The sequence below is a fragment of the Streptomyces sp. NPDC051976 genome (assembly GCF_040680795.1).
Classification (GTDB): domain Bacteria; phylum Actinomycetota; class Actinomycetes; order Streptomycetales; family Streptomycetaceae; genus Actinacidiphila.
The window spans coordinates 16,288-42,744 of the sequence record NZ_JBFAXL010000046.1 but is presented as its reverse complement, the minus strand read 5'-3'; the positions used below and the strand labels follow the sequence as shown (position 1 = coordinate 42,744).

Genomic DNA, 26,457 nt, shown 5'->3' with positions numbered 1-26,457 from the left:
AGCGGCGCGACACGCATGGGCACCGCCGCACAGCGGGCGGTCCGCGACGCGCGGACGGCGACGGGCAGCGGCGCCACACGCATGGGCACCCCCGCACAGCGGGCGGTCCGCGGCACGCGGACGGCGACGGGCAGCGGCGCCACACGCATGGGCACCGCCGCACAGCGGGCGGTCCACGGCGCGCGGACCACGGCGGGCGGCGGCGCGCCGCGGTCGTTCCGCGCCGCGGGGAACGGGACGGGGGTCCGGCGGTGAGCACGGTCATCGACGCGTTGCAGGCGGCGCTCGCCGCGGAGCACGCCGCGGTCTACGGGTACGGCGTCGTCGGCGGGCAGATCGGGGCGGGGCGTGAGGCCGAGGCGCGGCAGGCGTACGACGCGCACCGCGCGCGGCGGGACGGGCTCGGCAGGACGGCCCGCGATCTGGGCGCGGTCCCGGTCTCCGCGGACGGCGGTTACGCGCTGCCGTTCCCGGTGACGGACCCGGCGTCCGCACTGCGGCTCGCCGCCTACCTGGAGGAACACGTGGCGGGCGCCTACGGCGACCTGGTGCGCGCCGGGATCGGGGAGATCCGCAAGGACGCGGCCGCCGCCCTGCGCGAGGCGGCGGTGCGCGCGGTCCGCTGGCGCGGCGGCAGCGTAGCCTTCCCGGGGTTGGCGGAACGGGGCTAGCACCCGTCCGGCGGACGGGTCCCGACACCCGTCCGGCGGATCGCGGAGAGTTCGAGCCGCGCCGGGGAACACTTCCCGGAGACCCGCGTGCCCGGCGGCGCCCCGTGCTCACCCGGCCTCCCGCAGGGACGGAGGCCGGTCACCCGTGCCACGGGGGCACGGTCGGTCCGGCGCGGCGACGGCCGCCGCCGCACATACGCACCACGGAGGGATCGCACAGGACATGGGTTCAGCAGCACACCACGGGGGGCCCGGGAACGATCGGCTCGAACCGCCCGAACGGCTGGTTCGCACGGTCGCGGCCTGGGAGGGTGAGGCGGGGCGGATGTGGCTGGCGGAGCTGCCCGGGCGGGTGGCGGAGTTCCTGGAGCGGTGGGGGCTGACGCCGGAGCGGGTCTTCGCCGCGGGCGGCCAGATCAGCATGATCGTGCTGGTACGGACGGCTGACGGCACTCCTGCCGTGCTCAAGATCGGCATGGTCAACGAGGAGACGCGGCACGAGGCCGCGGCCCTGGCGCACTGGGACGGCCGCGGCGCCGTACGGCTGCTGGACGCGGACCCCGAGGCGGGCGCGCTGCTGCTGGAACGCCTCCAGGCGGATGTCTCGCTGCGCTCGCTGGCCGAGCCGAAGGCGATGCTGGAGGCGTCGGCGGTGCTGCAGCGGCTGTGGGTGCCGCCCGCCGACGGCCACCCGTTCACCTCGGTCGCCGACTACACCGGCGCGCTGGTGCCGCTGCTGCGGGAGCGGGCCGGGCAGCCGTGGGCGGCCGACGCCCGCCCGCTCGCCGACGAGGCGCTGGCGCTGCACGCCGGGCTGCTCGCCGACGGCGCCGACGCCGTACTGCTGCACGGCGACTACCACCACGGCAACGTGCTCGCGGGCGAGCGGATGTCGTGGCTGGCGATCGACCCCAAGCCACTGGTCGGCGACCGCGCCTACGACCTCGCCTGGCTGGCCCGCGACCGGCTCTCCACCCTTGCCGCCCAGCCCGGCTCCCGCGCCGCCGCCCGCCGCCGCCTGGCCGCCCTCGCCTCCTCGCTCGACGTGGACCCGGACCGCCTGCGCGCCTGGTCCCTCTTCCGCGCGGTCGAGGCGGGCCTGTGGTCCCTGTCGGTGGGCGACCAGGAGGACGGCGAACTGCTCCTGGAGTTCGCGAGCTGGCTCTAAGGCCTCCGGCCCGGTCGAACGTCCCCGGCGTCAGGCGTGCCGCGGCGCCCCGGCCGGTGGCCGGACCCGGCGGGCGCCCGGCGCGCGGGCAGCGCTCTGGCCCACCGACGCGGCGCACCGGACCGTCCGGGCCGTTCGCCCGGCCCGGCGGGCCGCTCCGCCGAGTCGCCCGGCACGCGGGCGGCCCGGCGGGTGGCTGAGCCCGTCAGCCCCGCTGCGCGGCGCACCGGACCGTCCGGGCCGTTCGCCCGGCCCGGCGGGCCGCCCCGCCGAGTCGCCCGGCACGCGGGCGGCCCGGTGGGCGGCTGAGCCCGTCAGTCCCGCTGCGCGGCGCCCGCCGCTCCGCTCGTCAGCCGGGTCAGTGCCTCCGCCAGGGGCAGCTCCTCGCGGTCGCCCGTGCGGCGGTCCTTGAGTTCGACGACGCCCTCCGCGGCGCGGCGGCCCGCGATGAGGTGGGTGGGGACGCCGATGAGTTCGGCGTCGGTGAACTTCACGCCGGGCGAGACGCCGGCGCGGTCGTCGAGGAGGACGCGGACGCCGAGCGCGTCGAGGGCGTCGGCCGCCTCGGTGGCCAGGGCCGTCTGGGCGGCCTTGCCCGCGGCGATGATGTGCACGTCGGCGGGGGCGATCTCGCGGGGCCAGCACAGGCCCTGCCCGTCGGCGGTCTGCTCGGCGAGCGCGGCGACGGCCCGGGAGACCCCGATGCCGTACGAGCCCATGGTGACGCGGACCGGCTTGCCCTCCTGACCGAGCACGTCGAGCTGGAAGGCGTCGGCGTACTTGCGGCCCAGCTGGAAGATGTGGCCGATCTCGATGGCCCGGCCGAGGGTCAGCCCGGCGCCGCAGCGGGGGCAGGGGTCGCCGGGTTCGACGGTCACCACGTCGAGGTACTGGTCGACCTCGAAGTCCCGCCCGCAGACGATGTTCGCCGCGTGCTTGCCGGGCTTGTTGGCGCCGGTGATCCATCCGGTGCCGGGGGCGATCCGGGGGTCGGCGAGGTAGCGGATGCCGAGGCCCTGCGGGCCGACGTAGCCGCGTACCAGGTCGGGGCGGTCCGCGAAATCCTCCGCGGTGACCAGCTCGACCTCGGCGGGCGCCAGGTGCTCGGCCAGCTTGCCGAGGTCGACCTCGCGGTCGCCGGGCACACCGACGGCGATGATCTCACCGTCCACCTTGACCAGCAGGTTCTTCAGCGTGGCGGAGGCGGGCACGCCCAGGTGCGCGGCGAGCGACTCGATGGTCGGGGTGTCGGGGGTGTCCAGCTCGACGGGGCCGGGGTGGGGGATGTGCTCCCCCTCTTTGGCGGTGAAGGTGACGGCCTCGGTGTTGGCCGCGTAGTCGCAGGACGGGCAGTCCACGAAGGTGTCCTCACCGGCCGCCGCGGGAGCCAGGAACTCCTCGGACGCCGAGCCGCCCATCGCGCCGGAGACGGCCGACACGATCCGGTAGTCCAGGCCGAGCCGCTCGAAGATCCGGATGTACGCCTGCCGGTGCAGCCGGTAGGACTCGGCGAGTCCCTCGTCGGTGGTGTCGAAGGAGTAGGAGTCCTTCATCTGGAACTCGCGGCCGCGCAGCACGCCGGAGCGGGGCCTGGCCTCGTCCCGGTACTTGGTCTGGATCTGGTAGAGGATCACCGGCAGGTCCTTGTAGGACGTGCACTGGTCCTTGACGACCTGCGTGAAGATCTCCTCGTGGGTGGGGCCGAGGACGTACGCGGCGCCCTTGCGGTCGGTGAGCTGGAAGAGCAGGTCGCCGTACTCGGCGGCGCGCCCGGTCGTCTCGTAGTGCTCGCGGGGCAGCAGCGCGGGCAGCAGCACCTCCTGGCCGCCGATCGCGTCCATCTCCTCGCGCACCACGCGGCTGACGTTGTCGAGCACCCGCTTGCCCAGCGGCAGCCAGGACCACACGCCCGCCGAGGCGCGACGCACGTATCCGGCGCGGACCAGCAGCTTGTGGCTGGTGGTCTCGGCGTCGGCCGGGTCGTCGCGCAGCGTCTTGAGCAGCAGACGGGACATGCGCAGGACCATGGGGATCTCCGTTGGTTGCCGGTTGCCTGAGGGCTGGGGGCCGAGGATACCGAGCGCCGGACGGGTGGCCGAACCGGTTATCGCCGCAGCAGGGGCAGCGGCGCGCCCATCACCGCGTAGGGGCGGGCGGCGCTGGGGAAGTGCACCGGGCGGGCCAGGTCGCGGTAGCCGAGCGCCCGGTAGAGGTGGCGGGCGGGGCTGTCGCCGTCGATCGCGGACAGGATGCTGCGGGGTTCCGTGGCGCTGTCGGTGATCGCGGTGATCAGTTCGCGGCCGACGCCGTGCCCCTGGTGGCCGGGGAGTACGTGCAGTTCGGTGATGACGAACGCGTCGTCGAGCCAGTCGTCGTTGCCGCGCTGGCGCAGATACGGCTCCACGACGCTGGACCACCAGTGCGCGCGGTCGTTGGGCAGTCCGTAGACGAACCCGGCGAGCCGCCCGTCGGTGGTGGTCGCGCCGAGCGCCCGCGCTCCCGGATAGGCGAGGTGCCGCAGCACGATCGGCCGCCGGATGGCGACCTCGTCGGGTCCGAGCCCGAAGGCGAGGGCCTGGACGGCGAGCGCCTCGTCGATCCGCGAGGCGAGGTCGACCGGGCCGACCACCACGTTCTCCATGGCCCGCGACACTACCCGTCGCCTAGAAGAGGACGCTCATGAAGGCGCCGACTTCGGTGAAGCCGACGCGGCGGTAGGCGGCGCGGGCCGGGGCGTTGAAGTCGTTGACGTAGAGGCTGACGACCGGGGCGACGTCGCGAAGGGCGTAGTGCAGCACCGCGGCCATGCCGGTCTCCGACAGGCGGCGGCCGCGGTGGCTGGGGGCGACCCAGACGCCCTGGATCTGGCAGGTGTGCCGGGTGACGGCGCCGATCTCGGCCTTGAAGACGACCTCGCCGTCCTCGATCCGGGCGAAGGCGCGTCCGTTGGAGACCAGTTCGGCGACCCGGGCCTGGTAGAGCAGTCCGCCGTCGCCGGCCAGCGGCGAGACGCCGACCTCCTCGGTGAACATGGCCACGCACGCGGGCATGATCACGTCCATCTCGTCGCGGCGGACCCGCCGCACCTCGGGGTCGGGGGCGATGTCGGCGGGCAGCGCGCGGGTGGTCATCAGCGGCTGGTGGGTGCGGATCTCGCGGGCCGGGCCCCAGCTCGGTTCGAGCTGGGCCCACAGGTCGGCGGTGGGTTCGGCGGGGCCGACGATGGAGGAGCAGCGGCGTCCCGACCGGCGGGCGCGGTCGGCGAAGGCGCGGACCGCTTCGGGGGTCGCGCAGATCGGTACGAGGTTGGCGCCCGCGTAGCAGAGCGAGGTGAGTCTGCCGCCCGCGTACCAGCCCCACATCTCGCCGCCGAGCCGCCACGGGTCGAGCCCGGCGACATTGACCCGGGAGGTGACGAAGGCGTTGGCCACCGGGTCGCGGTTGAGCACGGCCAGGGCGGCGTCGAGATCGCCGGGATCGAGGACCTTGGCAGTCGATGTGGTCAGCACGTGAGCGCCTCACTGTACGGGCCGCAGCGGGCGGAGGACGGTCTGCGCACTTTACCTCGCACAGGCATGCCATGCCCCGCGTCCCGGACGGGATACGCGGGGCCGGGCGGGTGCGTCGCGGTCAGGAGACGCTCACCTGCGGTTCGCCGGAGGAGACGCCGTCGGCCTCCATCGCCTCGGCGAGCTTCATCGCCTCCTCGATCAGGGTCTCCACGATCTTCGACTCGGGCACGGTCTTGATGACCTCGCCCTTCACGAAGATCTGGCCCTTGCCGTTGCCGGACGCCACGCCCAGGTCGGCCTCACGCGCCTCGCCGGGGCCGTTCACCACGCAGCCCATGACCGCGACCCGCAGCGGCACCTCCATGCCGTCGAGCCCGGCCGACACCTCGTCGGCCAGCTTGTACACATCGACCTGGGCGCGTCCGCACGACGGGCACGAGACGATCTCCAGCCGCCGCTGGCGGAGGTTGAGCGACTCCAGGATCTGGATACCCACCTTCACCTCCTCGGCGGGGGGCGCCGACAGCGACACCCGGATCGTGTCGCCGATCCCCTCGCTGAGCAGGGCGCCGAAGGCCACCGCGGACTTGATGGTGCCCTGGAAGGCGGGGCCCGCCTCGGTCACGCCCAGGTGCAGCGGGTAGTCGGACTGCGCGGCGAGCAGCCGGTAGGCGTTGACCATGACGACCGGGTCGTTGTGCTTGACGGAGATCTTGATGTCGCGGAAGCCGTGCTCCTCGAAGAGCGACGCCTCCCACAGCGCCGACTCCACCAGGGCCTCCGGGGTGGCCTTGCCGTACTTGCGCAGCAGACGCGCGTCCAGCGACCCCGCGTTCACCCCGATCCGGATCGGCACCCCGGCGTCCTGGGCCGCCCGCGCGATCTCCTTGACCTTGTCGTCGAACTGCTTGATGTTGCCCGGGTTCACCCGCACCGCCGCGCACCCGGCGTCGATCGCCGCGAACACGTACTTCGGCTGGAAATGGATGTCGGCGATCACCGGGATCTGCGACTTGCGCGCGATGGTCGCCAGCGCGTCGGCGTCGTCCTGGGTCGGGCAGGCCACGCGGACGATCTGGCAGCCGGACGCCGTCAGTTCGGCGATCTGCTGCAGGGTCGCGCCCACGTCCGACGTCCGGGTCGTCGTCATCGACTGCACGGATACCGGGGCGTCCCCACCGACGGCCACCGACCCGACCTGGATCTGACGGCTTCGGCGGCGTTCGGCGAGCTTGATCGGAACATCCGGCATCCCGAGCGAAATGGCGGTCATTGCGTGGCATCCCCAAGGTGTGGAACGAGGTCCCGGCGTGGGCGGGCTCCGGCTATCGAGGTTACGGCACCCGGCCCTCGGCTCTCACTGCGCTCGCTCGGTTACGAACTCAGTTTGACCGGGTTGACCACGTCCGCGATCAGTACCAGCAGTGTGAAGGACACAAAGATTCCGGCCACGACATACGCGATCGGCATCAGCTTGGCGACGTCGAACGGGCCCGGGTCGGGCTTGCGGAAGACGCGGGCCAGGTTGCGGCGGATCGACTCCCACACCGCTCCCGCGATGTGGCCGCCGTCCAGCGGCAGCAGCGGCAGCATGTTGAACAGGAAGAGCGAGAGGTTGAAGCCGCCGACGAGCATGACCATGGTCATCACGCGGTTGATGGCGGGCTCCTGGAGCGCGAAGACCTCGCCGCCGACCCTGGCCGCGCCGACGACGCCCATCGGGGAGTCCGGCTTGCGCTCGGCGCCGTTGAAGGCCGCGTTCCACAGGTCGGGGACCCGCTTGGGCAGGCTGACCAGGGAGTCGATGCCCTGCCGTGCCATGTCGCCCATGTGGCTGAACGAGTCGGTGAAGCCCAGCGGCTGGATGTGGGTGGCGGGGCTGAAGCCGAGGAAGCCCGCGGTGACGGTGCCGTCCACGTAGTTGCCGTCGCTGTCGGTCTTGGCGACGACGTTGGTGGTGATCTTCGGGTGCAGGGTGACCTGCTTGCCGGCCCGCTCGACCACCAGGACCGCGGGGCCCGCGCCGTTGCGGATGTCCCGCGACAGCGTCGCCCAGTCGTTCACCGCGTGGCCGTTGAAGGAGACGATCTTGTCCCCGGCGCGCAGTCCCGCGGTCTTCGCGGGGGCGACGGCGTCGGTGGGGAGGCAGGGGTTCTTCGCGTCCCGCTTGGAGGTGTCGGCCTGCGAGATCACGCAGTCGCTGACCTGGCCGACGGTGGTGGTGCGCATGGTGATGCCGAAGCCCATGAAGACGCCGAGGAAGAGCGCCACGGCCAGGATCAGGTTCATGAAGGGACCGGCGAACATCACGATGACGCGCTTCCACGGCTTACGCGTGTAGAACATCCGCGTCTCGTCGCCGGGCTGCAGCTCCTCGTACGCGGCCGAGCGGGCGTCCTCGATCATGCCGCGCCACGGCGAGGTGGAACGGGCGCTGATCCTGCCGTCCTCCCCCGGCGGGAACATGCCGATCATGCGGATGTACCCGCCGAGCGGGACCGCCTTGAGGCCGTACTCCGTCTCGCCCTTGTGCCGGGACCAGATGGTCGGGCCGAAGCCGACCATGTACTGGGGCACACGGATCTTGAAGAGCTTGGCCGTGGAGAGGTGACCCAGCTCGTGCCAGGCGATCGAGACCATCAGGCCCACGGCGAAGACGACTATGCCGAGGACCGTCATGAGAGCGGTCATACGCCTGCTGCCTCCGATGTCGACGCGTTCGCGAGTTCCCTGGCACGGGCCCTGGCCCATGCCTCCGCTTCGAGGACGTCCTCGACGGTCAGCCGAGTTCCCGACGACGGTACGCCGTGTTCCTGTACGACCTTCGCGACGGTGTCCACGATCCCGGTGAACGGCAGCCGGCCGGCGAGGAAGGCGTCGACGCACTCCTCGTTGGCCGCGTTGAACACCGCGGGCGCGGTGCCTCCGAGGCTACCCACATGTCGCGCCAAAGCCACGGACGGGAACGCGTCGTCGTCGAGCGGAAAGAACTCCCAGGTGGACGCCTTCGACCAGTCGAACGCGGGTGCGGCGTCCGGGACCCGGTCCGGCCAGCCCAGGCCCAGCGCGATCGGCATCCGCATGTCGGGCGGGCTGGCCTGCGCGAGCGTGGAGCCGTCGGTGAACTCCACCATCGAGTGAATGTACGACTGCGGGTGGACGACGACCTCGATCCGGTCGAACGGGATGTCGTACAGCAGGTGCGCCTCGATCACCTCGAGGCCCTTGTTGACGAGCGTCGCGGAGTTGACGGTGATGACCGGGCCCATGTCCCAGGTGGGGTGGGCCAGGGCGTCCTCGGGCCGGACACCGGCCAGCTCCGCCCGGGTCCGGCCGCGGAACGGGCCGCCGGAGGCCGTCACGATCAGCTTGCGCACCTCGGCGCGGCTGCCGCCGAGCATGGCCTGGAAGAGCGCCGAGTGCTCGGAGTCGACCGGCACGATCTGCCCGGGCTTGGCGAGCGCCTTGACCAGGGGGCCGCCGACGATCAGCGACTCCTTGTTGGCCAGGATCAGCACCCGCCCGGCCTCCAGCGCGGCCAGCGTCGGCCGCAGCCCGATCGAGCCGGTGATCCCGTTGAGCACGGAGTGGCACTCCAGGGCCGCGGCCTCGGTGGCGGCCTGCGGCCCGACCAGCAGCGCGGGCTCCTTCCCGGCCCCGAAGAGCCGGGTGAGGGCCTGCCGCAGCGGCTCGGCCGCCGCCTCGTCCGCGACGGCGACCGTGTGCACCCCGAGCCGGTGGGCCTGCTCGGCCAGCAGCTCGACCCGCCCGCCGGCCGCGGAGACCGCGACCACCCGGAACCGGTCGGGGTTGCGCAGCACCACGTCGATCGCCTGCGTGCCGACCGAGCCGGTCGAGCCGAGCACCACGATGTCCCGTCGCCCTCCCCCCGCGCCGGCGGAGGAGTACGGGCGGTAGTGCGGGTCTGCGAGTGCGTCCGTCATACCGCCATTCTGTCCTGCCGGGGCCGTGCTCAGTGCACCGGCCGGTGGACGTTCTGGGCCTGCGTCGGCCCCGGGGTGGCGTCGGCGATCCACGGGCCCTCCCGGCTGGGGTCGACGATGCCCGCCTCCAGCCAGCCGCACGAGCCGCTGAGCACGGCCCGGGTCAGGGCCCGGTCGGTGGAGTCGGTGTTGCTCCACAGCCGGCCGAAGAGCTCCTCGGTACGGATCCGCGACTGCCGGCAGAAGGCGTCGGCGAGCCGGCCCGCCTCGGGCCCGTGGTCGGTGGTCGCGGCCAGGTGCTGGGCGCGTACGCATGCCGCGCTCATGGCGAAGAGCTCCGCGCCGATGTCGACGATCCGGGCGAGGAAGTTCTGCTTGGTCTCCATCCGGCCCTGCCAGCGCGACATGGCGTAGAAGGTGCAGCGGGCGAGCTTGCGCGCGCTGCGCTCGACGTAGCGCAGATGGGTGGCCAGGGCGCCGAACTCGCCGTAGGAGCTGGGCAGCTGGCCGGGGCCCGCGACGAGCTTGGGCAGCCAGCGGGCGTAGAAGGAACCCGCCTTCGCGCCCGCCCTGGCCTTGTCGGACAGCGAGGTGTCGGGGTCGATGAGGTCGCCCGCCACCGACAGATGGGCGTCGACGGCCTCCCGGGCGATCAGCAGGTGCATGATCTCGGTGGAGCCCTCGAAGATCCGGTTGATCCGCAGGTCGCGCAGCACCTGTTCGGCGGGGACGGCCCGCTCGCCGCGGGCGGCCAGCGAGTCGGCGGTCTCGAAGCCGCGGCCGCCGCGGATCTGCACCAGCTCGTCGGCCATCAGCCAGGCGGTCTCGGAGCCGAAGAGCTTGGCGAGGGCGGCCTCGATCCGGATGTCGTTGCGGTCCTCGTCGGCCATCTGGGACGACAGGTCGAGGACGGCCTCCAGGGCGAAGGTGGTGGCGGCGATGTAGGCGATCTTGGCGCCGACGGCCTCGTGCTCGGCGATCGGCTTGCCCCACTGCTCGCGGGCGGCCGACCACTCACGGGCGATCTTCAGGCACCACTTGCCCGCGCCGACGCACACCGCGGGCAGCGACAGCCGGCCGGTGTTGAGGGTGGTGAGGGCGATCTTCAGCCCGGCGCCCTCGGCGCCGATGCGGTTCGCGGCGGGCACCCGGACCTGGTGGAAGCGGGTGACGCCGTTCTCGATGCCGCGCAGGCCCATGAACGCGTTGCGGTTCTCCACGGTGATGCCGGGGGACGCGGCCTCGACGACGAAGGCGGTGATGCCGCCCTTGCTCCGCTCGCTCTTCGGCACCCGGGCCATCACCACCAGCAGGTCGGCGACGACGCCGTTGGTGGTCCACAGCTTCACACCGTCGAGCACGTAGTCGTCGCCGTCGGGCACCGCGGTGGTGGCCAGCCGCGCCGGGTCGGAGCCGACGTCCGGCTCGGTGAGCAGGAAGGCGCTGATGTCGGTACGGGCGCAGCGCGGCAGGAAGGCGTCCTTCTGCTCCTGGGTGCCGAACATCTTCAGCGGCTGCGGTACGCCGATCGACTGATGGGCGGAGAGCAGCGCGCCCAGCGCGGGGCTCGCGGAGCCGACGAGCGCCAGCGCCTTGTTGTAGTACACCTGGGTGAGACCGAGGCCGCCGTACTTGGGGTCGATCTTCATGCCGAGCGCGCCGAGGTCCTTCAGGCCCTGGATCGTCTCGTCGGGGATGCGCGACTCGCGTTCGATGAGGGCGCCGTCCACCTTGGCCTCGCAGAAGTCGCGGAGCCGGGCGAGGAACTCCTCGCCCTGCTCCACGGCTTCCGGCGCGGGCAGCGGGTGGGGGTGGATCAGGTCGAGGCGGAAGCGGCCGAGGAAGAGTTCCTTGGCGAAGCTGGGCTTGCGCCAGTCCTGTTCCCTGGCGGCTTCCGCCACCTGGCGTGCTTCGCGTTCGGAGACCTTGCGTGCGGCGGGTGCGGACACGGTTGCGTCACCTCCGGGTAGCCGGTTACCGACCGGTGCTACCTGTCCGTACTACCCGAATTCCGCCGTTCCCACCAGACAACCGGCGCCGTGGGGACGGCCCCCGGGCTCAGAGGTCGAGCCCGGTGAGCACCATCACCCGCTCGTAGGTGTAGTCGTCCATCGCGTACTTGACGCCCTCGCGGCCGTTGCCGGAGTCCTTCACCCCGCCGTACGGCATCTGGTCGGCGCGGTACGACGGCGCGTCGCCGATGATCACACCACCGACCTCCAGCTCGCGGTGGGCGCGGAAGGCGAGCTGCAGGTCGTGGGTGAACACCCCGCTCTGCAGGCCGAACCGGGAGTCGTTGACGGCGGCGAAGGCTTCGTCGGCGCCGTTCACCCGGTGCAGTGACAGCACCGGGCCGAACGCCTCGGCGCCCGCGAGGATCGCGTCGGCGGGCAGGTCGGCCAGCACGGTCGGGGCGTAGGTCGCGCCCTCCCGCTCGCCGCCCGCCAGCAGCTTCGCGCCCTTGGACACCGCGTCGTCCACCCACTGCTCGACGCGCAGCGCGGCCGCCTCGTTGACCAGCGGGCCGACGTCGGTGGCGTCGTCGCCGGGGTCGCCGACGCCCTGCGTGCGCACCTTGGCGACGACCTTCTCCACGAGCGCGTCGTAGACGGAGTCGTCGGCGATGACGCGCTGCACCGAGATGCAGGACTGGCCGCCCTGGTAGTTGGCGAAGGTGGCGATCCGGCTCGCCGCCCACTCCAGGTCGGCCTCGGAGGACCAGTCGGCCAGGACCACGGCCGCCGCGTTGCCGCCGAGCTCCAGGGTGACGTGCTTGCGGGGCACCGAGTCCATGATCTGGTAGCCGACGGTGTCGGAGCCGGTGAAGGAGATCACCGGCAGCCGCGGGTCCTGGACCAGCGCCGGCATCCGGTCGTTGGGCACAGGCAGCACGCTCCAGGCGCCCTCGGGCAGGCCACTGGTCTCGGCGAGGATCTCGCCGAGCACGAGGGCGGACAGCGGGGTCGCGGGGGCGGGCTTGAGGATGATCGGCACGCCGACCGCGATCGCCGGGGCGACCTTGTGGGCGACCAGGTTGAGCGGGAAGTTGAAGGGGGCGATGCCGAGGACCGCGCCGCGGCCGAAGCGGCGGGTCAGCGCGAGCCGGCCGACGCCGCCGGCGTCGGTGTCCAGCCGCTGCGCGTCGCCGCTGTTGAAGCGGCGGGCCTCCTCGGCGGCCCAGCGGAAGACGGAGACCGCGCGGCCGACCTCGCCGCGCGCCCACTTCACCGGCTTGCCGTTCTCGGCCGTGATCAGCCGGGCGATCTCCTCGGCGCGCTCCGCGAGCCGCCGCGAGACGTGGTCGAGCGCCGCCGCGCGCACATGGGCGGGCGTCGCCGCGAAGGCGTCGCGTACGGCGTGGGCCGCGGCCACGGCCTCCTCGACCTGCGCGTCGGTGGGGACGCTCACCCGGCCCACCAGGGCGCCGTCCCAGGGGCTGGTGACGTCGAAGGCGTCCGTACCGGTGGCCTGGCGGCCGGCCAGCCAGAACGCGTGCGGGGCTGCGCCTGTGGTTGTCACGGTGGTTCCGCCTTCCGGAAGTCGATGTCGCTGCCTTCACGGTAGGCGCGGCCGCCTCGCCGTCACGTTGTCCACGGCGGAGTACCGGCCGGGCCGGGCGCTACGGAATGGCCAGACCCGGAATGGCCGGACCCGCCCCGGGGCGGCGCGACCCCCTCTATCCTGCTGCGGGCAGGGGGAGGCGACCGCGATGACACAGACCGTGACGATCGAGCTGGGCGACGGCTCGACGGTGGAGGCCGAGATCATCGGCGACCTCCCCTTCCAGCACACCGAGGAGTCCGACGGCTACGGCGACGTCGGCGTCGGCCGCCGCGCCGCCCAGCTCGGCTCCGCCGTCGCCCTCACCCTCGACCAGGTCCGCTCCACCGTCCGCGGCATCGGCCAGTGGGCCGCCGAGACCATCACCGAGGGCGGCGCCGCGGGTGCCCCCGACGCCTTCGAGGTCGAGTTCGGCCTCAAACTCGCGGTCAAGTCCGGCCAGCTCCTCGGCGTCATCGCCGAAGCCGGCAGTGAAGCGGGCCTCACCGTCCGGCTCTCCTGGGACCTCGCCCGCCGCCGCACGGCTGCGCCCGGGGCTCCGGATCACGACGGTGCGGGCCGTGCACCGGCGCCCCCGGTCAGCGGCACGGGCGGCGCGGCCGCAGCGGCGGGCCCGGCCGCCGGGCCCGCGCGCGGCGACGGTGCCGGGACGGCAGGCGGCGCCGCGGCCGCCGCCGCCGGGGCACCCAGCGGCGGCGAGACGGGCCGCGACGGCGGGGCGGCGGACGGCGACAGCGCCCTGGCCGCCACCACGACGGCCGACGGCCCTGTGGCCGGGGCGGGCCGCCAGGCCGCGGGTGGTGGGGTGGGGTTCGCGGGGTGAGGGGCGTGCTCGGGGCGGCGGGGGCTGAGGGGTTGCGGCGGGCCGCTGTGTGGATCGGCGTGGACGGGGAGTTCCGCGGGAGTGGGTTCCTGGTGGGGCGGGGGCTGGTGGTGACGGCCGCGCATGTGGTCGCCGGGGCCGCGCGGGTGCGCGTGGCGGGCCGGATCGGGGTGAGCGAGGTCGGTGCGGATGCGGTGCGGGCCAGGCCCGCGGCCGGGGACGGCGGACTGTTCTTCCCGTACCCCGACCTGGCGGTGGTGACCGTACGGGAGTGGCAGCAGCACCCGGTGGCGGATCTCGCGGCGCGCGACGCCGAGCCCGGCACGGAGGTGGCCGCGCTCGGCTACTCCACCCGCACACCGACCCCCGGCGTCCAGCCGGACAGCCTGGCGTTACGGGTCGCGGGCCGCTCGGGCGACTTCGTGCGGCTGACCGGCGACGGCGTGTGGCAGGGCCTCAGCGGCAGCATGCTGGCCGGGCCGGACGGCCGGGTCGTCGGAGTGCTGAAGGGCAGCCGCTCCTACAAGGAGATCCAGGGCGGGTGGTTCACCCCGGTCTCGGCGCTGCACGCCTTCCTGGGCACGGCCCCGGTCCCGGCACCGGCCCCACCGCCGGATCGCCTCGCGCCGCGGCGGGCCGGTCCGCCGACCGACGCCGACCTGGTCGACGCCCTGATGGCCTTCCCCGCGCTGGCCGCCGCCGAGCGCCGCCAGGACCTCCTCGCGCGGATGGGCGACCACCTCGGCCTGCCGTACTCCTTCGAGGCGGCCGAGCGGTCCGCGCGCCGCGACCACCTCTTCCAGCTCGTCCTGAGCTGCCGCCACCACCGCGACTCCCGCGCCGCGCTGACCGCGCTCCACACCGCGCTGGAGGAGATGGTCCCGCACGACCGCGCGCTGGACCGGCTGTGGGAGGAGATCCGCCGCGCGCTCGGCGACGACGGGGAGGTGCCGTAGCCGATGGGAGGCACCTGGGACACCCACCGGACCCCCGCCGCGGACTCACCGTGGCCGGACGGCGGGGCGGAGCTGCTGGTACGGGTACTGGGCCGGTTCGAGAAGGCCCCGCAGCTCGCCCACCGCGTGGACCTGCTCGCGCAGATGGACGCGGCGGCCGGTCCCGACGCGGGCGGGGAAGCCGGCGCCGACGGCCACGGCGGGTTCCGGCTGGACGTGGCCGAGCACTACGTGGCCCGCACGCATCTGCGGGCGATCGTACGGGCGGTGCAGAGCCGGACCGATCCGGACGCGGCGCTGGCGGCCCTGCGCACCGCGGCACGGGCGCTGTGGCCGCACGACGGGGCGCTGCCCTGGCTGCAGGTGACGGTTCTGGCGCTGACCGGCGAGTCGCCGCTGCCCACCGCCCCCGCCCTGCGCGTCGTACGCGAACTGCTGCCGATCGGCGAGCTGCCGGTACGGGACCAGCCGACGGCGGCGCAGCTCGCCCGGCACGTGCCGCACGGAGCGCGCGGCACCGCGCTCCTCACCGGCCGCGAGACGCTGCCGGAGATCGTGCTGCGGCTGGCCGATCTGCGCGACGGCGGCGGCCCCGCGCCGCTGCTCCGCTTCCTCACCGCCTTCGCGGCCGACCCCGAACTGGCCGCGCACCACCGCCTGTCCGCCCTGCGCAACCTGCTCGGCGAGCTGCGTTCCGGGCCCGGCCCGGAGCCGACGGCCGCCCCTGGCAGGCTGATCGTGCAGATCAGGGTCGAGGCGGTGGACCCCGAACACGTCGAGGACGGCCGCTACGAGCTGCGCGGCGCGTACTACCGGCAGCCCGCGGACGGCGCCCCGCTGCGCAGGCTCGGCTCGCTGCCGCCCAGCGAGCCCTTCCGCCGCAGCGAGCTGACCGGCGCGGGCAGCGCCCGGATCTCGGCCTGGGCCGAGCTGGCCCGTGAGGTGCGCAACGCGGGCGGCGGGGTACGGCTGGAGTTCCTGCTGCCGACCACCCTGCTGGGGCACAGCGCGGAGGTCTGGTCGGCCGGTGCCTCCCGGACGCCGCTGGGCCACCACCACCCCGTCGTCGTACGGTCGTTGGAGCGGTACACCGATCCCTGGATCGACCCGGCGCCCTGGCGCCAGCGGTGGGACCACCTGTGCGCCGACGAACCGTCGCGGCGCGATCCGGCGTGCGACGACGGGGTGCCAGGCGACGGCGTGCCCGGTGACGACGTGCTGGACCGCATCGCCTGGCCGCCGCTCGACCAGCGGCCCGCCTCCGCGCTCACCGAACTGCTCACCCAGCGGCCCGAACTCGCCTGCCTGGGCCTGACGGTGCCGTACGACAGGCTCGCCGCGGAGATCAGGACCCGGCTGCTCGACGCGCTGTTCACCGAGGGCCTGCCCGTGATGGTGTGGCGGCGCGACCCCGGCGACGCCCGGGAGGTCGTCACCGCGCTGCGCAAGCACCGGCCCGCCCGCCTGCGGGACCTGCCGGAGACCGTCCACCTCTGCCGCAAGCTCGGCAGGTTCGCCGGGGAGGCGGACGTACGCAACAACATGACCCTGCTCTACGACGACCCCGACTGCGTGGACGCCGACCAGGACGCGCCCTTCGCGGGCATGGCGTGAGCGGGGCGCGCGGATGACGACACGACCGATGACCCGAGGAGCACAGCGGTGACGGCGAACGGCGAGAACTGGTGGGTCTACCGCGGCACGGGCCTTCCGCACGACGGCATCGACGGGCTGCCCGACGCCCCGTCCTGGCGGGCCTTCGGCGACGTGGACCCCGAACGGCTCCCGGCCGCGCCCGCGGCCGCCGCGGACGGCGCCGTCGCCCGCCGCCTCGGCCGCGACCGGCAGGCCGCCGCCTACCAGGCCGACGCGCGCGAGATCCAGCTCGTCAACCTCGCCCTGCACCTGCGCCGCCCGCTGCTGATCACCGGCAAGCCCGGTGTCGGCAAGTCGACCCTCGCCTACGCGGTCGCCCATGAGCTGGGCCTCGGCCCGGTGCTTCGCTGGCCGATCACCAGCAGGGCCACCCTGCGCGACGGCCTCTACGCGTACGACGCCGTCGGCCGCCTGCACGACGCGGGCATCGCGGGCGGTTCCGGCGGCGGGCAGGCCCCCGGCATCGGCCGCTATCTGCGGCTCGGCCCGCTCGGTACGGCGCTGCTGCCGTGGCGGCACCCGCGGGTGCTGCTCATCGACGAGATCGACAAGAGCGACCTCGACCTGCCGAACGACCTGCTGAACGTCTTCGAGGAGGGCGAGTACACCATCCCGGAGCTGAGCCGTCTCGGCGAGGGCGACCAAGAGGTGATGACCGCGGACGGTGCCCGCACCGCCGTCGTCTCCGGCGGCACGGTGCGCTGCGCCCAGTTCCCGTTCACCGTCCTGACCAGCAACGCGGAGCGCGAGTTCCCCGCGGCCTTCCTGCGGCGCTGCGTCCGGCTGGAGATCCAGCCGCCCGACGCCGACCGCCTCGCCGCGATGGTCTCCGCCCACCTCGGTGGCGACCCCGCCACCGCCGCCACCCGCACCGCCCTCATCGCCGAGTTCCTGCGCCGCCAGCGCGAGGACAACGCCGAACTCGCCAACGACCAGCTCCTGAACGCCCTCCTGATGGCCACCCGCGGCCTCTGGTCCCGCCCGGAGGACCGGGAAATCATCGAGAACGTCCTCCTGCGCCCCCTCAACGAGTCCTGAGGCGCACCCGGATGGCCGACAACCACTCCCCCGCGGGGGGCACCCCGGGACCGGACGGCGGTCCGGGGCGTATCGCCGAGCCCCGGGTCGGTGACGGCCCGGAGAGGGTCGGCGCCGGGTGGGAGGGGGTGCTGCGGGAGGCGCTGGGCGGATTGCTCGGAGGCGGGAAGGACGCGGGAACGGGCGGCCCGTCGGCCGACGATGTCGCCGATGTGCTGTGGGTGGCGGGGCTGGCCGGGCTGGGGGGCGGGGTCGGCGAGGACGGGGAGCCGGCGCGGGACGGGCGGGCGGAGGAGCGGGGGGTACCGCCGCCGCGGGCTGCGGCCGATGCCCGGGAACGGCCCACGCGGGAGGGCGCCGAGGAGCCGGTGCCGCCGGACGACGGCCCGGGGCCCGCGCCCGCGGCGGCCGGCCCGGCGCAGGGCGACGCGCCGGACCCGACCGCGGCGCGAGCCACCCTGCATCCGTTCGGCGCGAGCGGCCCGTCCGGCGCGGCGGCGCACGTCGTCCAGGTGACGCAGCCCGCTGCGCTGGCGGGCGCCCTCGCGCTGGCCCGCGCGCTGCGGCCGCTACGGCAGTCCGTGGACTCGCCGGGCCCCGCGCTGCTGGACGAGGAGGCCACCGCCCAGACCACCGGCGAGGCCGGACGGCTGATCCCGGTCTGGCGCCCGGCGAGTGAACGCCGCTTCTCCGTCGACCTGCTGGTGGACACCGGCGCCACGATGGCGGTCTGGCACCGGCTGGCGGCCGAGCTGTGCACCGTACTCGAACGGCACGGCGCCTTCGCCGACGTCCGCTGCTGGTCGCTCGGCACCGACGGCGAGGTGCCACTGCTGGCGCCCTTCCGCCGCAGGCACGGCGGCGCGCAGCGGCCGGTACGAGCCCGGGGCACGCGCTGGTCGAGGCCGTTGGAGGACCCGACCGGGCGGGCGGTGCTGCTGGTCCTGACCGACGGGGTCGGTCCCGCCTGGTACGGCACGTCGCTGCCCGACTTCCTGGGCCGGGTCGCCGGGGAGCGGCCCGCCGCTGTACTCCAGGTGCTGCCCCGCCGGATGTGGCACCGCACCGCCCTGCGGACCGCCCCGGTGGAGCTGCGGGTGCCGGACCCGGCGCGGCCGGTCGCCGAGGTGCGCACGCAGGCGGCGGTGCCGGGTCAGCCGCGCGGTGAGCGGCCCGCGGGGGTGCGCTGGCTGCCGGTGATGGAGGTCGAGGGCGCGTGGCTGGCGCCGTGGGCCGGGCTGGTCGCGGGGCGGGTGCCGGGCTGGTCGCCGATGCTGGCCACGCCGGTACGCGGCGTGCCGAGACCACGCCGGAGCGCTGCGGGCAGCGCCGGGCGGACCGAGCCGCCGGACGCGGTCGGGCGGGTCGCCCGGCTGCGCTCCGGCGTCTCCCCCGACGCCTTCCGGCTGGCCTGCCACCTCGCGGCGGCGCCGCTCAGCCTGCCGGTCATGCGGCTGGTGCAGCAGGCCACGATGCCCTGGTCGGGCCAGACCGACCTGGCCGAACTCTTCCTGTCCGGCGTCATCGAGCGCCGCGGCTCGCTGCCGCCCGAACCCGGTTCCGCGCCGGGCCCCGGCCCCTCGGTCGACCCCGACGACGTCGTGTACGACTTCGTTCCCGGCGTGCGCGAGCACCTCCTCGACGAGCTGACCCGTACCGAGTCGCTGCACATCCTGGACGACGTCCTCGCGAAGGTCTCCGGGCGGGTGGCGGCCACTTTCGGGGGCACGCTGGACTTCCGCGCCCTGGCCGCGCTCGCGGACGCGGCCGAGGCGCTGCCCACCGAGGACGGCACGCCCGGACGGCTGCTGCCCGCGGCGAGCCTGCCGTTCGCGGAGGTCGCGGTGGCCGTGCTGAGCGGCGCGGGCGGCCAGCACCGGTCGCTTGCCCGGCGGCTGGCGGCCGCCGCCGAGGGCCGCGTGTGGCGCCCGGACACCAAGCCCGCCGCCCCGGCGGCGCCCCGGCCGTCCCCGCCCCGCCTGGACCTGCTCTTCCCGGTCCGCCCGGTGACCAGCCCGCCCGACCCCGAGCGCATGATCGGCCGCACGTGGGAACTCGACCTGCTGGAGGAGGCGTTGCGCCCGCCGCGCGCCCCCCATGCCAAGCCGTCCGTCGTCATCGTCCAGGCCATCCCTGGCATGGGACGCAACCGGCTCCTCCAGGAGTACCTGCGCCAGAACGGCGACCGCCACACCTTCGTCCACCGGATCGACTGCGGCACCTCGGAGTCGTACCGCCTGGGCCTGGAGGCGCTGCGCGCCGCCCTCGCGCGCGAGGAGGATCCCCCCTCGCTCCACCCCTGGGGGATGCTGAGCAGGCACAGCGGCTGGCTGGTCGTCTGCGCCGACGTGCCCACCTACGAGACGTCCCCGCTCGCCGCGCCCTACCTGCCCTGGGCGAGCGACGGCTGGGGCAGCGTCATCGTGCTCACCGACCGGATCAGGGACGACCGCGAGGTGGACGCCGACGCCGTGATCGTCCGCCTCCACGCGCTACGCCGCGACGAGGTCGTGGCCCATCTGCGGGCGGTCCTGCCGGACCTGTCGGCGACGGACGACCAGCTCGCCCTGGTCGCGGACCAACTGCCCGCCACCCCGGCCGAGTTGGCACATGTCGTCGCCACCAACGACATCGCCGCGCTCATCCCCCGGGACGCACCGGAAGAGCCGCCCACGGCGCAGTCGCCCGAAACGCGGCCCTCGCCGCTGTTCACCTGGAGGCAGGCCAAGGGCGACCGCGGCCTCGCCGGTTATGTGTCCGACGGCAGGGTGTGGCTGGCGGCGGCCGGATACGGGCAGCCCGTGCGGCTGTGGGACTCCGTCGGGGGGCCCGCCGAGGGCGCACCGCTGCCCGGAGGACCCATCCCGGCCAGGACCCTGGCCGTCCTCCCCGGCCAGGACGGTATGCCGAGAGCCGCCGTCGCGGGGGTCGGCGGTGCGGTCGGTCTGTGGGACCTGACGACTCGGATGCGGCAACTGTCGCTCGTGGTCAGCGAGAACGCCCATCTGAGCGCCATGACGAGCTTCGTGGAGGAGGACGGACGGCGCGTCCTGGTGACGGTGAACGGCGAGGTGAGATTCTGGGATCCGGTCACCGGGGACCGCCTCGAACGGGGCTTCACCGCCCAGGCGGGCCGGGTGCGGGCACTGGCCTTCTTCGTCGACCCGCATGCCGACGCCGGGGTGCGCGGCCGTCAGCTCGCCGTGGTCGTCGACGACGACCGGTCGGTCCACGTCAGGGACGCCTCCACCGGCGCGGACGTGGAGCATCCGCTGACCTGGCGGCTGGAGTCCGCCGCGTCACTGGCCACCGTCCGGCTGCGGACCCGATACGACCTCGTGGCCGCCATCGGCCGTGACCGCGTGGTCGAGTTGTGGGACACCGCGACCGGCGAACTCGCCCACACACTGGACACCGGCGCCTCCGGTCGCCTGGTGGCGGTCACCGCCTTCGAAGGACCCGACGGCGCCGCGCTCCTCGCGACGGCGGCAGCCGACGGAACCGCCCAGGTGTGGGACATCGACGCGCTGCTCCCGGCTCCGGACCGTTCGGGGAGCCCGGTGACGCTCTTGCACGCCGAGTTCCCCGGCCTCTTCTTCGCCGCCTGGCTGGTGGCGGAGCTGGGCGCCCATCCCCGCTTCCGCGACGCGCTCGACCTGCTGCTGCCCGCCGACCTCGCCCCGGCGATCACCCGCATGCTGGAGCACGGGCTGCTTGTCCAGGAAGGCCCCGGCCAACTGGTGGTCGCACCCGAGTGGCAGACCGAACTGCTGACGGTCACCACGCCAGTCCGGCGCGCGTGCGAGTCGCGGCTGCTGAAGATCCTGGACGGTGCCTGCCCGCAACCGACGGAGTCCCCGGACACCTGGCGCCCGTACACCGCCCTGGGGGGTGTCCTACGGGGCCTGGAGAACGGTCTCGCCTCCCCCTCGGCGCTGTACGGCGGGGATCCGGCCGACAGTCGCCTCGTCATGGAGCACATCTCCCGCTGGGCGGAGTACCACCTGCTCCGCGGCGACGCCGAAGAGGCGGAGCGGCTGGCCCTCCTGGGCGAGGAATGGGCGCAGGGCACCGGCAGCCGCCATCCGTGGTTCCCCAGGCCGCCGCGGGAGCGGGACCGACTGGCCGTGGTCTCGATGCGGGCCCGGATGGCCAGGGGGCAGGTCCATGAGGCTCACGCCCGTGCCCGCCACCTCCTGGCCGAGGAGACCGACACTCCCACGCGTCTGGCGGCACTTCTGACCCGGGCCGAACTCACCATGTGCGAGGGAGACTTCGTCGCCGCGAAGTCCGCGCTGGACAACGCCGAGGAGATCAGCGGTCACGGCGACATCGAGCGTCGCGCGACGCGGTATCTGAGCACCCGCCTCGGCCTGCTGCGCGGCGACCTGCCGGGCGCGGAGCGGGCACTGCGACAGGAGAGCGTCGCGATCGACCAGTTGACCGCGAGCCGCCCAATCGGCGTGGCCGAGACCGCGGCGGAGCTGATGGTGAGCCTCCGGCACGCCTCGATGATCGCCGGACTCGGCCTGGTCCGCGACGAGTTGAATGCGGCACGCAAGCTGAGCGAGCCTCCGGCCACGTCCGTGACCCTGACCGTCCTGCACGCGGCCCGTCAGCGACTGACCCTCGGCAATGACTCCGGCCGACTGGCGGACTTGGCCAGAACAGCGTCCCACGAGCGGTTCGAGCTGTATGTGTCGCTCACCGAACTCTTGGTGGAGGCCCTCGTCCTGGAGGAGGCCGGGGCGCTGTGGGGGAGGCCGCCCGGGGCGCAGCGCAGCACACCCGCACGGGCGAGGATGCTCCTGGAAGAGCTGCGGCCGTACCGGGAACCGCTGCACAGCAGCCGCCCGCAGGCGTACGCGCGGTTCAAGGCCGTGGAGGCCCGCGCGCTGATCGCGGACGCGCGCTTCGCGCAGGGAGTCGCCGCGGTGCGCGCCGCCGAGACGTACCTCGCGGATCTCTACGGCCCGGATTGCCCTCTGCTCCCCCGGCTCCAACTACTGAAGGCCTTCGCCTACCAGCAGAACCAGTCGCCCGCGACGGCGAGAACCACCGTCGTGGCCGAGTGTCTGGCCGAGGCGGAGGCCCACCTCACCCCTACGTCCCACCCGGACCGGGTCACCCTGCTGCTCGCCCGTTCGCAGGTCACGGACGGCCGCAGGGAGCGCAACGCAGCGCTGCGGGAGGCGGACGCGATGGCCGCATCGCTCCTGACCCCGATCCGGGGCAATCCGTGACGGCCGCGGCTCCCTACTGCCCCGTCTTCAGCGCCAGCCACAGCTCCATCCGCACATCCGGGTCGTCCAGGGAGCGGCCCAGGATCTCCTCGACGCGGCGCATGCGGTAGCGGAGGGTGTGGCGGTGGACGCCGAGGTCGGCGGCGGCGGCGTCCCACTGGCCGTGGTGGGAGAGCCATGCCTGGAGGGAGGCGACGAGGTCGCCGCGGGAGGTGGCGTCGTGCTCGCGCAGCGGGCGGAGCAGGCCCTCGGCGAAGGCGCGGACGGCGTCGTCGGCGAGCAGGGGGAGGACGGAGCCCGCGCCGACCTCGCCGTGTTCGACGAGGTTGCGGCCGCGGCGCAGGGCGACGGCGAGGGCGCGTTCCGCCTGGTGGTGGGCCTCGGGGACGCCGGTCGGCGGGACCGGCGCGGAGAGCCCGGCGGCGAGCGCGTCCTCGCCCTCGGCGAGGTCGGCGGCGGTGGACAGCGCGTGGGCGTCCTCGGCGGCCAGCACGATCAGCCGGGCGCCGTCGCGTACGGCGAGCAGCGGTTCGCCCGAGCGGGTGGCGGCGGCCTCGGCGCGCTCGCCGAGCAGGGTGACGGCGTCGGTGCCCGGGGTGCCGGGGGCGGCGGGTTCGGCGATCAGCACCCGCACCGGGTGGTCGAGCAGCGTGCCGTAGAGGGTGCCCGCCACGGTGCGGGCGTGGTCGGTCTCCCCGGCGAGCAGCATCCGCAGCAGCGCGGCGGCGAGGCGCTGCTGGCCGTCCTGGAGGGTGCGGGACTGTTCGAGGGAGAGGGTGAGCAGGGCGACGGCGGCGTGGACGACGTACCGGGCCGCGGTGTCGAGCCGCTCCTCGGTGCCGACGGCGAGGAAACCGCGCGGGCGGCGGCCGCTGCCCAGCGACTGCAGTTCGACCCGGTCCTCGGTGCCCGCGGGGCCCGCGACCGCCGCCGAGGCCGGGGCGGGCATGTCGCGCAGCCGGTCGATCTCGCCCGCCAGCCGGGCGGCCCGGCGGCCCGCCCAGTCGGGGGCGGCGGCCAGCACCGCGCCCGAGGCGTCGTAGAGGGCGGCCCAGCCGTCCAGGTGCTGGGCGAGCCGGGCCAGCAGGGCGGCGGTGCCGTCGGGGGCGAGCGCGGCCCTGGTGAGTTCGCGCTGGGCCTCGAAGCCCGCCGTCACGGCCTTGTACTGGTCGGCGGCGACCGCCGCGGAGACGGCCTTGCTGATCGCGATGAAGGGCGTCTTGCGCGGGACTTCGAACAGCGGCAGCCGCATCTCGGTGGCGGCGGCCACCAGTGCCTCGGGCACCGCGTCATGCCCCACACCGACGCCGAAGCCGAGCCCGACCACGCCCGCGGTGGCCAGCCTGCCCACATAGGCGCGCATCGCGTCGGCGTCCTCTATGTCGAGCTTGAGGCCGGTGGTGAGCAGCAGTTCGCCGCCCTCCAGATACGGACCCGGGTCGTCGAGTTCGCTGGTGTGCACCCAGCGCACCTCGGCCCCGAGCCGGTCGTCTCCGGCGAGGACGGTGAGCTTGAGCGTCGAGTGGTGGGCGAGCGACGCGAGCGTGAGGGGCATCGTGACCTGGTAGCCGTGGGCGGCGGGTTTTGGCCGACCGGGAGTGGTCGCCATCCCCGATTGTGCCGCACCGTACAGCGGGCGGCCTACCGGCACGGCCGTGCCCGGCCGGCCCGGTCCGCGGTCACGCGCGCAGGTCGAGCAGTATCGGCGGCGCGAGGTCGCCGCCGGTCGTGGTCAGCGAGAGGACCGCGTGCCCCGCCGGCACCGAGTGCGCGAGGTCGGAGGCGGACCAGCGCTCGCGCTCCACGCTGCGGACCGTGACGGACTCGGTGGTGACCGCCTCTCCGGTGAACACCCGCCGTACGCCGCGCGACAGCCGCCGCATCACGCCGCCCGACTGGTCGGGGGTGCGGGTGATGTCGCGGGCCTCGACCCAGGTGGTACCCCACGCCTCGGCGAACCGCTTGCCGTCCCAGGTGGTGACGCCCGACATGGCCATCCGGCAGCCGACCGCGCCGAGCAGGGCGCTGCGCAGCGTCTCCGGCACGTCGTCGAGGGTGCGCAGGGTGAGCAGCACACCCGCGTTGGCGGAGCGCAGCCGCTGCAGGCCGCGTACGGCCTCGGCGGTGACGGTGTGCGCCGCGTCGTCGAGCACCAGACAGGCGAAGAGCGAGCGGTCGCGGCGGGCGGTGACGGCGGCGGTGAACTGGGCGAGGACCAGCCGGGTCAGTATCCGGGAGGCTTCGGCGTGGCCGCGCTCCGGCAGGTCGATCCTGACCCGCAGCGGGTGTTCGAGCGCGTGCATGGAGAAGGGGCGGGAGCGGCCGGTGACGTCGAAGAACCCGGCGAAGGCGGGCCGGTCGAGGAGGGCGACCCGGTCGGCGAGCCGCGGGCCGATGTCGCCGGGGCGGCCCGTCTGCCGCTCACGGGCGTCGAGTTCCCTGGCCATGGCGAGCGCGCCGGCCTCGTCCAGCGCCTGGCGCAGCGCGGCGTAGGCGTGCGGGATGCCGTCGAGGAGTTCGCGCAGTTCGGTGACGGCGGGGAAGCGGCCGTGGGCGGCGAAGAACGGGCCGATGAGCTGGCTGAGCGCGGTGCTGGCGCGGCGCAGGTCGCCGTCCTCGCCGCTGTGGCCGTCGAGCAGCGCCTCGGCGAGGGTGCCCGCCGCGGTGTCCGCGTCGGTGCCGCCGCCGTACAGGTCGAGGTCGTAGCGGGAGGAGGGGTCGGCGATGGAGATCACCACGTCGAAGGCGTCGGCCGGGCCGAGGTCCGCGCCCGCCGCGCCGATCGCGACCACGGCGGCCTGCCCGGTCAGCGCCTGGAGGCAGAGCGACTCGACGACGGGGCGCACGAGCTGCCGGGTCTTGCCGGAGCCGGGCGGGCCGACGGCGAGCAGCCCGGTGCCCAGCAGCCCCGGGTCCAGGGCGATGGCCGAGCCGCGGTGCTGGTACGGGTTGCGCTCGTCGTCCAGGCCGCGGCCGATCCGCACCTGGCCGCCGAGCAGGTCGTGCCGCGCGCCGCGGTAGGCGAGGTCCCGGGCGCCCGACGGGTGGGTGCACGCCTCGGCGCCCTGACGCAGGACGGCGTCGGTGAAGGCGTCGAGCCGTGCCGGGTCGGCCACCACACCGGCCCAGGCGCGCCGGATGCGGGTGTAGTCGACGTCGTTCATCCGCCCGGTGCGGACCTCCGCGGTCAGCCGGTCGGCGGCGGCGAACTGCCCGGCGGCGCGCAGTTCCGGCCATGCGACGAGGTCCGGCTGCCCCTCGGTGGGGCCGGGCTCGGCGGGCTGGTCCCAGAGCGAGACCAGGGCGGGCCTGGCGTAGCGGCGCCACAGCTCGCCCCAGTTGCCGAGGCGGCCGAAGATAAAGGCGAGCAGCGCGGCGAACAGCACGTAGTACGTGTCGGAGGCGATGGCGAAGGCGTGCGCGTCGCCGGTGCCGCTGCGCCAGTCGTCGGGGGTGAGCCAGATCAACGGCCAGATCCAGAAGGGCAGATAGCCGTTCCAGCACAGTGACCAGACCAGCAGCCCGGAGAGCAGGGCGAGGATCGCGCCGCCGAGCAGCCGCCGGCCGGGCAGCCGGTCGGGGTCGGGGGCCGGGCGCGGGGTGTGGCCGAAGGCGTAGATGCCGGGTGCGTCCTGGGCGCGCGGGGTGCGCAGCCAGGTCTCCAGCGCGGACGCGGGCGGCGCCTTGGCGGGCATCGGCGGCGGGGCGGACGGCCGCGGCACGGGAGCGCCCGCGGGGGGTGCCTTGTGCGCGGCGTGGCCGGGGCCGTGACCCTGCCCGGATCGTGGCGTGCCCTCGAAATCCATGGCGTCCATGGCGCGTCTGCCCCTCGCCCCTCGTCGACGACGATGCGCTCAATGTAGTCGAGCCGCTACGGGCAAAGAA

At 74.5% G+C, this 26,457-nt stretch carries 18 protein-coding genes; 8 read left to right on the top strand and 10 right to left on the bottom strand.

All coding sequences use genetic code 11. The features are described 5' to 3' along the window. Positions 1-15 precede the first annotated feature (15 nt). The 3 genes from AB0M29_RS33385 to AB0M29_RS33375 all read left to right on the top strand — a co-directional run bounded on the left by AB0M29_RS33385 (position 16) and on the right by AB0M29_RS33375 (position 1,839). A complete protein-coding gene (locus tag AB0M29_RS33385) occupies positions 16-255 on the top strand; it encodes a hypothetical protein (protein WP_365389626.1) in 240 nt (79 codons plus the stop codon). Continuing rightward, complete coding sequence (locus AB0M29_RS33380) at positions 252-671, top strand: ferritin-like domain-containing protein (protein WP_365389625.1); 420 nt, start codon at positions 252-254, stop codon at positions 669-671. Before AB0M29_RS33385 ends, AB0M29_RS33380 begins: the two co-directional genes overlap by 4 nt. Before the next feature lie 223 nt (positions 672-894). Then, complete coding sequence (locus tag AB0M29_RS33375; protein ID WP_365389623.1) at positions 895-1,839, top strand: aminoglycoside phosphotransferase family protein; 945 nt, start codon at positions 895-897, stop codon at positions 1,837-1,839. 314 nt (positions 1,840-2,153) lie between these two features. Here AB0M29_RS33375 and AB0M29_RS33370 read toward each other — a convergent pair whose 3' ends face one another. The 8 genes from AB0M29_RS33370 to AB0M29_RS33335 all read right to left on the bottom strand — a co-directional run bounded on the left by AB0M29_RS33370 (position 2,154) and on the right by AB0M29_RS33335 (position 12,814). Then, a complete protein-coding gene (locus tag AB0M29_RS33370) occupies positions 2,154-3,866 on the bottom strand; it encodes a proline--tRNA ligase (protein ID WP_365389620.1) in 1,713 nt (570 codons plus the stop codon). Positions 3,867-3,943: 77 nt separating this feature from the next. Then, a complete protein-coding gene (locus tag AB0M29_RS33365; protein WP_365389618.1) occupies positions 3,944-4,480 on the bottom strand; it encodes a GNAT family N-acetyltransferase in 537 nt (178 codons plus the stop codon). 22 nt (positions 4,481-4,502) lie between these two features. Next, on the bottom strand, positions 4,503-5,348 hold the full coding sequence (locus AB0M29_RS33360; RefSeq protein WP_365389615.1) for a GNAT family N-acetyltransferase: 846 nt from the start codon (positions 5,346-5,348) through the stop codon (positions 4,503-4,505). 121 nt (positions 5,349-5,469) lie between these two features. Further along, on the bottom strand, positions 5,470-6,624 hold the full coding sequence (gene ispG / locus AB0M29_RS33355) for a flavodoxin-dependent (E)-4-hydroxy-3-methylbut-2-enyl-diphosphate synthase (RefSeq protein ID WP_365389612.1): 1,155 nt from the start codon (positions 6,622-6,624) through the stop codon (positions 5,470-5,472). Between the two features lie 101 nt (positions 6,625-6,725). Beyond that, a complete protein-coding gene (locus tag AB0M29_RS33350; protein ID WP_365389609.1) occupies positions 6,726-8,042 on the bottom strand; it encodes a site-2 protease family protein in 1,317 nt (438 codons plus the stop codon). Beyond that, positions 8,039-9,295 (bottom strand): 1-deoxy-D-xylulose-5-phosphate reductoisomerase, encoded by a 1,257-nt coding sequence (gene dxr / locus AB0M29_RS33345; protein ID WP_365389607.1) that lies wholly within the window; start codon positions 9,293-9,295, stop codon positions 8,039-8,041. The genes AB0M29_RS33350 and dxr overlap by 4 nt, the downstream gene beginning before the upstream one ends. A gap of 29 nt (positions 9,296-9,324) precedes the next feature. Continuing rightward, on the bottom strand, positions 9,325-11,244 hold the full coding sequence (locus tag AB0M29_RS33340; RefSeq protein WP_365389604.1) for an acyl-CoA dehydrogenase family protein: 1,920 nt from the start codon (positions 11,242-11,244) through the stop codon (positions 9,325-9,327). Positions 11,245-11,353: 109 nt separating this feature from the next. Then, the gene (locus AB0M29_RS33335; RefSeq protein ID WP_365389601.1) at positions 11,354-12,814 is read right to left on the bottom strand and encodes an aldehyde dehydrogenase family protein; all 1,461 of its coding nucleotides are present in this window, start codon (positions 12,812-12,814) and stop codon (positions 11,354-11,356) included. A gap of 190 nt (positions 12,815-13,004) precedes the next feature. On the opposite strand from AB0M29_RS33335, the gene AB0M29_RS33330 reads away from it, so the two are divergent. From AB0M29_RS33330 to AB0M29_RS33310, 5 genes are read left to right on the top strand one after another with little or no spacing between them, the layout of a single operon-like run. Further along, the gene (locus AB0M29_RS33330; RefSeq protein ID WP_365389599.1) at positions 13,005-13,679 is read left to right on the top strand and encodes a CU044_2847 family protein; all 675 of its coding nucleotides are present in this window, start codon (positions 13,005-13,007) and stop codon (positions 13,677-13,679) included. 59 nt (positions 13,680-13,738) lie between these two features. Continuing rightward, complete coding sequence (locus AB0M29_RS33325; RefSeq protein WP_365389596.1) at positions 13,739-14,635, top strand: trypsin-like peptidase domain-containing protein; 897 nt, start codon at positions 13,739-13,741, stop codon at positions 14,633-14,635. A 3-nt stretch (positions 14,636-14,638) separates the two neighbouring features. Next, the gene (locus AB0M29_RS33320) at positions 14,639-16,249 is read left to right on the top strand and encodes a hypothetical protein (RefSeq protein ID WP_365389594.1); all 1,611 of its coding nucleotides are present in this window, start codon (positions 14,639-14,641) and stop codon (positions 16,247-16,249) included. Between the two features lie 48 nt (positions 16,250-16,297). Continuing rightward, entirely contained in the window at positions 16,298-17,329 is a 1,032-nt protein-coding gene (locus AB0M29_RS33315) for a MoxR family ATPase (protein ID WP_365389591.1), read from the top strand. Positions 17,330-17,340: 11 nt separating this feature from the next. Further along, on the top strand, positions 17,341-22,572 hold the full coding sequence (locus AB0M29_RS33310) for an SAV_2336 N-terminal domain-related protein (protein ID WP_365389588.1): 5,232 nt from the start codon (positions 17,341-17,343) through the stop codon (positions 22,570-22,572). A gap of 13 nt (positions 22,573-22,585) precedes the next feature. Here AB0M29_RS33310 and AB0M29_RS33305 read toward each other — a convergent pair whose 3' ends face one another. Continuing rightward, entirely contained in the window at positions 22,586-24,127 is a 1,542-nt protein-coding gene (locus tag AB0M29_RS33305; protein WP_365389587.1) for a PucR family transcriptional regulator ligand-binding domain-containing protein, read from the bottom strand. Between the two features lie 124 nt (positions 24,128-24,251). Then, positions 24,252-26,378: an ATP-binding protein gene (locus AB0M29_RS33300; protein ID WP_365389693.1), complete on the bottom strand. Its 2,127-nt coding sequence runs from the start codon at positions 26,376-26,378 to the stop codon at positions 24,252-24,254. Positions 26,379-26,457: the final 79 nt, after the last annotated feature.